Annotated in this window: 4 protein-coding genes; 2 read left to right on the top strand and 2 right to left on the bottom strand. The window is 46.2% G+C overall.

From position 1 onward, the window contains the following. Positions 1–549 precede the first annotated feature (549 nt). Complete coding sequence (locus BJP37_RS22445; RefSeq protein ID WP_075902098.1) at positions 550–3,831, bottom strand: sll1366 family intein-prone helicase; 3,282 nt, start codon at positions 3,829–3,831, stop codon at positions 550–552. Positions 3,832–4,017: 186 nt separating this feature from the next. Further along, on the bottom strand, positions 4,018–4,143 hold the full coding sequence (locus BJP37_RS43805; RefSeq protein ID WP_269087046.1) for a hypothetical protein: 126 nt from the start codon (positions 4,141–4,143) through the stop codon (positions 4,018–4,020). A gap of 312 nt (positions 4,144–4,455) precedes the next feature. Between BJP37_RS43805 and BJP37_RS39790 the strand changes: the two genes are divergently transcribed. Together BJP37_RS39790 and BJP37_RS22440 are read left to right on the top strand one after the other, a co-directional pair. Then, complete coding sequence (locus tag BJP37_RS39790) at positions 4,456–4,659, top strand: hypothetical protein (protein WP_158069715.1); 204 nt, start codon at positions 4,456–4,458, stop codon at positions 4,657–4,659. Further along, a complete protein-coding gene (locus tag BJP37_RS22440) occupies positions 4,628–6,778 on the top strand; it encodes a polyribonucleotide nucleotidyltransferase (protein WP_075902096.1) in 2,151 nt (716 codons plus the stop codon). Before BJP37_RS39790 ends, BJP37_RS22440 begins: the two co-directional genes overlap by 32 nt. Positions 6,779–6,882: the final 104 nt, after the last annotated feature.

Raw genomic sequence — 6,882 nt, 5'->3', positions numbered from 1 at the left:
CAGCGATGCAGCGCGGTCTTGGGGGTTTCCCCCATGAGCGACTGCATCAAGACACTGGCATCTTGCCAGTTTCAATATATTTTCGGGCTGGCAGGATGCCCACTCTACTCCTATTCATTCCTTAATTCAGCCCACCCTACGCAACTGCTGGTGGGCAAAAACCAGTTGATTCTTTTAACAATTCTAGATTATAGAATTTTGCCCACCCTACGCACTCTGGTAAAAGTATCAGTATAAGTCTTAAAAAGTCCCCCTTATTAAGGGGGATTTAGGGGGATCAGTAGGCTGGTCAGGTGGGCAAAAAACCTTTGGTGCTTGTAACAATTCTAGATAATAGAATTTTGCCCACCCTACGCACTCTGGTAAAAGTATCAGTATAAGTCTTAAAAAGTCCCCCTTATTAAGGGGGATTTAGGGGGATCAGTAGGCTGGTCAGGTGGGCAAAAACCCTTTGGTGCTTGTAACAATTCTAGATCATAGAATTTTGCCCACCCTACGCAACTACTCCCGATTCCCGATTCCCGATTCCCGATTCCCGATTCCCTCAAATTAATCATCAATAACCGCACTCCGGTCAAGCAACACCAAATCCCGCAATTGTTCCGTATTCATTTCCGTCAACCAATCTTCTCCAGCATCTACAGTTTGTTCCGCTAACTGTTTCTTACTTTCAATAATGTCATTAATCTTTTCTTCCACAGTACCAGTACAGATAAACTTATGGACTTGAACATTGCGTTTTTGACCAATCCGAAAGACGCGGTCAGTGGCTTGATTTTCCACGGCTGGATTCCACCAGCGGTCCACATGAAACACATGATTAGCTCTCGTTAAATTCAATCCAGTGCCACCGGCTTTCAGAGAAAGAATAAATATCGATGGACCATCCGGGTCATTCTGGAACCGATCAATCATTTCCTCCCGTTGTTTCTTACGAGTTGCGCCATAGAGGAATAAAACTTCTTTGCCGAATTTTTGCTCTAAATAGGGTTTCAGCAATTTACCCCATTCCGAAAATTGGGTAAAAATTAAGCCACGGTCTCCCTCAGAAATCGCCTCTTCTAACATTTCTTCCAACCGTCGTAACTTACCCGACTGCTGGCTAGACATTAACGAATTATCTCCTGTTTTCCCCTTAGTCTTTTTCCCTTTACTGTCCAACAGTGCGGGATGATTACACAGTTGCTTGAGTCTCAACAACAAGGTCAAAATCATGCCCTTGCGCTTAATCCCCTCAGCCTCTTCAATTTGTGCTAAAGAATCATCCACCAACTGTTGATAAACCGTAGCTTGGGCTGCGGAAAGACCACAAAAAACATTCATTTCCTGCTTTTCGGGCAAATCTTGAATAATAGACTTATCGGTTTTGAGGCGACGGAGGATAAACGGTTGCACTAGCGATCGCATGGTCTGCAACGAATCCCGGTCGCCAAACTTCTCAATGGGTACAGCAAATCGACGTTGGAAAAATTGGCGATCGCCTAAATACCCAGGATTGAGAAAATCGATAATTGACCACAATTCCGACAACCGATTTTCCACGGGAGTACCGGTTAAGGCAATCCGAAAGCTAGTGGAAAGTTGCTTGACCGCTTGGGATTGCTTAGCGCTAGGATTCTTAATATTCTGAGCTTCATCCAGCACCACCCCCTGCCATTCCACCCCATCCAGGGTAGTCGCATCCCGATGTACTAAAGAATAACTGGTAATGATCACCTGCTTAGTCTTCACTGCCTTAGCAAAGGTTTTCCCTTTCGAGCGTTTATCCCCGTGATGGACAATAGTTTTCAGGGATGGCGCAAATTTCTTTACTTCCCGTTCCCAGTTTCCTAGCACAGAGGTCGGACATACCACTAAGCAGGGTCCATTGAGGGTACCTTCTTCCTGAAGATGCAACAGAAACGCAATCAGTTGTGCCGTCTTACCAAGGCCCATATCATCCGCCAGACAAGCACCCAAACCCCAACGTTCCAGAAACGCCAGCCAGCCCATACCTCTAGCTTGATAGGGTCGCAATTGCCCCTGAAAACTAGCAGGTTGAGGAATCGGCTCCAGGGATTGATTCCCCTGTAAGTTAGTAATTAACTCTTGCAACGCTCCCGATGCTTCAAACTTTACTACCGGTAGTTTTGCCAAGGTATTATTATCACCAGTAGTGATCCGCAAAGCATCCTCTACCGACAGAGTCATGTTATCTGTCGAACCCTTAAACATCTCTTGAGCTGCACGGACATCAGACGGTTGTAACGCCATCCATTCCCCATCCACCTCCACTAGGGGAGATTTCAGTGCCATCAAGCGATTAAACTCCCGCTTCGAGATGGTTTTATCTCCAATCGCCAGTTGCCACTTAAACTTCAGTAAGCTTTGGAGTCCTAACCGTTGATTCTTCTTTTGTGGTGGCACTTCCGCCACAAGACTAATCCCCAAGCGTTTGGCTCCCGTGCCTGGTTTCAATCCTGGGGGTAAGACAATACCCAAGCCATTGTTTTGCAACCGCCATGCACTCGCCCTAATGAACTCATACACATCTACTATGGTTAGCTCACAAAACTCAGGACGGGGTTGGTGTAAGCTAGGTTCAATGGGAGGATAGAGTCGAGTCGCTAATCCTAACCCTTTCAGGAACGTTTCCTGAGGTTGTTCAATGCTTCGCTGCTTAATCTCCAATCGCTCTCCTGAGTAATTCCAGATTGTCTCAGCATCCACCACCAGGTCTGGGTCATCAACCGCTTGTAAGCCATAGGCCAAGCCCCAACTCTCTTGGTCAGACGTAGGAGGCTTCAGGATAAAACAAGTGCGAAACAGGTTGTGGCTCAACCTCTTGGACGTCGGTGTGACTAAATTCTGTTGCACCGGAGTGTTCCAAGTCGAGAGGGCTGCGGCTAATCGACCTAGGGTTGTTGACTCTAGGGCTAGGGTTTCTGAATTATCTGAATTATCTGAATTATCTGAATTAGAAGAAAGCGATCGCAACCATTCCACCATCGGTGAATCTACTACTGGCACCGACTCACCCTTGACAAAATTTTGTACCTGTGTATTAACCACACTACTCAAGAATCCCAGTAGCAATTCCTGAGCCTTAACCAAATCGGTTGTAGGTTGAAGGGTCAACTGTGGAGAAGTAACCTGTTCCTGTTGTGGATAAGCACAGCAAGCCGAGGGCATGAGCTTGATATAGGTTTCTAGACGGACTTGATCGGTAGTACTATCAAGCAGAGGTTGCCAGCAAGCCCTTACCTTACCATCAGGCAATCGGTACACTCCTGGTAAAAACTTACCCCGACTCAGCAGATCCAAGCTCCACCGCATCACCTGAGACCAAAAACGCAACTCCCCTCCCAGGTAAGCGTCTGAGCCTTCAAAAGAGCCCAGGGGTAAAGCTTGCAGGAATCTTACCGCTGCCATCGGTTCCAGACTTACCCCTTGCACTTGCCATGGTTGCAATTCCCACTGGCCAGCCTCTGCACTATCGTCTGCAGTATCTAAAAACACTTTGCTAGACAGCACTGGATAACCTGGCTCACCCTTGGATGATGCTTCAGTAGGTAACAGAACAATTTGAGACTGCCAGGAATGGTGATGCGGTTGAGCACTACGCTTACGACTACCTGAACGGGACTTCTCAGACACCTCTAAAAATTGACCAATGGACAGACTACGAGACTCTAAAAAAGACGTCAATTCTTCCTCAGTCATGGCAAACGGGTGACATGACATCTCATTGGCAGTAGTTGATATCTGCGCCTTCGTGCGCCAGGTTTCTCCCCAAATAAATAGATGACCATTAGTTTCCCTAGGTATCCAACTGCCATGTAACGTTGCCATAATAATTTTTGTGTCTTTTTCTGTTATCTAGTCCAGGTTTTGTCGATCAAATTTGCTGAATTTATCCCTTAGGATGAACAGCTATCCTATCTGATTAATAGATTGTATAGCGTTTCTCGCAGTTATTAGGTAAGCTTTTTAATCTCAAAGTCCCCCTTATTAAGGGGGATTTAGGGGGATCAATTTCTACCTTATGGGATATAGAATTGCTATATAACAAAGGGAATCGGGAATCGGGAATCGGGAATCGGGAATCGAGAAACACAAATTATCATAATTCCTTGAGATTACTATATTAATTGAAGTAAGCAAACTTATTTTTTTAGCTGATTAGGGGAGATTCTCTCCAGTTATTTCAACCATTACATAAAAAATATTCGCTTATCAAAAAACTTGATAGAGACTACCTTAATTCGATTTTGCAATAACAAAAAACGGTAAAACCTGAAGTAAAAGCCATGGCTTTTACTTAGAGTATTCAGTAGTCTTCAAACTCTAAAAAACCGCTGATGTGACTCCACAACAAACTTGGCCACTTTCAAAAATAAAGTAACCGCAGGCGTCAAGGAGTTGATCCCTTAGTCAAACACCATAAAGAAGTATAGCGTTTACTAGTCTAATCAGGTGCATAGAAATTTTTTCATTGCTCCCTACTCCCTACTCCCCACTCCCTACTCCCTACTCCCTACTCCCTGCTCCCTACTCCCTTTCCTACTTACCACCCCCCCGAGTGATAAATGCTACGATTGCGACAGAACGAGAACAGTGATCAAACAAAGAAGGAAAAAGTACCGAAATGGTAGAGATAGACAAGTCAATATCCTTTGATGGACGGGATATTAGACTCAAAGTAGGTCTACTTGCCCCTCAATCTGGTGGTTCAGTAATGATACAGTCGGGGGATACAGCAGTTTTAGTGACAGCAACTCGTGCCCCTGGTCGAGAAGGGGTCGATTTTCTGCCCTTGGTAGTTGACTACGAAGAAAGACTCTACGCAGCAGGTCGGATTCCAGGTGGTTTCCTCAGGCGGGAAGGCCGTCCTCCAGAAAAAGTTATCCTAACTAGCCGTCTAATTGACCGTCCCTTGCGTCCGTTATTTCCCAGTTGGCTACGAGATGATATACAGATTGTAGCAACTACCCTGTCTATGGATGAACAAGTACCGCCAGATGTTTTGGCAGTTACTGGTGCATCGATTGCGGTGTTGCAGGGTAAGATTCCCTTCTATGGACCGATGGCAGCTGTAAGGGTAGGCTTACTCGGGGATGATTTTATGATTAATCCCACCTACAAAGAAATCGAAAACGGTGACTTGGACTTAATCGTGGCTGGTTCCCCACAAGGGGTAATTATGGTAGAAGCCGGTGCCAATCAATTACCGGAACAAGATATAATCGAGGCCATTGACTTCGGCTACGAAGCGGTACAAGACTTGATCAAAGCCCAGCAAGACCTGCTTGAGGAGTTGGGAATTGAAATAGTGATTGGCGAACCCCCAGCCGTAGACTCGAATCTAGAAGAATTTATCCGCGTCCGCGCCACTGAAAAAATTAAAGCTATCCTCTCGCAATTTGACCTGGACAAAAAGGGTCGGGATGTTGCCTTAGATAAAGTTAAGGACACTGCTGTCAAAGCAGAAATTGTCGAACTCAAAGAGGATGACCCAATCCGTGTAGCGGTTACTGAAGATAGCGCATTAGTCGATAAGCTGTTCAAAAGCCTCACCAAAAAACTGATGCGTACTCAGATTGTTGAAGACGGAGTGCGCGTAGATGGTCGCAAGCTAGACCAAGTGCGTCCTGTCTCTTGTCAAACCAGTTTATTACCTCAGCGAGTTCATGGTAGCGCTTTGTTCAACCGAGGACTAACCCAAGTCCTATCCACAGTTACCTTGGGAACACCTGGAGATGCCCAAACTCTAGATGACCTTAACCCAGAAGATGAGAAGCGCTATCTGCACCACTACAATTTCCCACCCTTTTCTGTCGGGGAAGTCAAGCCATTGCGATCGCCCGGACGGCGTGAAATTGGTCACGGAGCCTTAGCTGAACGAGCATTAGTCCCCGTGTTGCCCCCTCAACACGAGTTTCCCTATGTGATCCGAGTGGTATCGGAAGTGCTCTCCTCCAATGGTTCCACCTCCATGGGCTCGGTTTGTGGTTCAACACTGGCCTTGATGGATTCAGGTGTACCCATTACCAAACCCGTTAGTGGTGCAGCCATGGGTTTGATCAAAGAAGGAGAGGAAGTCCGCATTCTCACCGATATTCAAGGTATTGAAGACTTTTTGGGTGACATGGACTTCAAAGTCGCTGGTACCGATACTGGCATCACGGCTTTGCAAATGGACATGAAAATCACTGGTCTGTCCATGGATACCATAGCCCAGGCCATTGAGCAAGCCAAACCGGCCAGACTGCATATCCTAGAAAAGATGCTGGCGGTGATTGACACACCCTCCACAGACATGTCACCCTTTGCTCCTCGCCTCTTAACCATGAGGATTGATCCAGAGTTCATTGGTACCGTGATTGGTCCAGGGGGTAAGACAATTAAAGGAATTACCGAGCAAACTGGGGCAAAAATCGATATTGAAGATGACGGTACAGTTACCGTATCTGCTATGGATGGGGACAGAGCTACAAAAGCTATCAGTATCATCCAAGGCTTAACCCGCAAGCTGAATGAAGGGGATGTCTATGTTGGTCGTGTCACCCGAATTATTCCCATTGGTGCCTTTGTGGAAATACTTCCTGGCAAAGAAGGTATGATTCACATTTCCCAACTAGCTGACTACCGAGTTGGCAAAGTGGAAGATGAGTTAGCGGTAGGAGATGAGGTAGTTGTCAAAATACGGGAAATTGACAACAAGGGTCGTCTTAATTTAACCCGTTTGAACATTCATCCCGACGAAGCTGCCGCAGCAAGGGAAGCAGCAGCGTTATAGCGCTACGGGCAATGGCATTGGCAAGAGGCAAGAGGCAAAAGTTAACACCGACAGCTTTTGCTGCTTGTATCAATGTCGGGAGATGTCACAGAACAGATGTAAGA

Origin of the sequence: Moorena bouillonii PNG (genome assembly GCF_001942495.1) — a bacterium.
GTDB classification, from domain to species: Bacteria; Cyanobacteriota; Cyanobacteriia; order Cyanobacteriales; family Coleofasciculaceae; genus Moorena; species Moorena bouillonii.
Note: the sequence above shows the minus strand (reverse complement) of the source record. Positions and strands in the feature narration are given on the sequence as shown.

Coding starts and splice junctions, on each gene's coding strand:
- BJP37_RS22445 (WP_075902098.1), bottom strand. CDS start 3,831: ATGGCAACGTTACATGGCAGTTGGATACCTAGGGAAACTAATGGTCAT.
- BJP37_RS22440 (WP_075902096.1), top strand. CDS start 4,628: ATGGTAGAGATAGACAAGTCAATATCCTTTGATGGACGGGATATTAGA.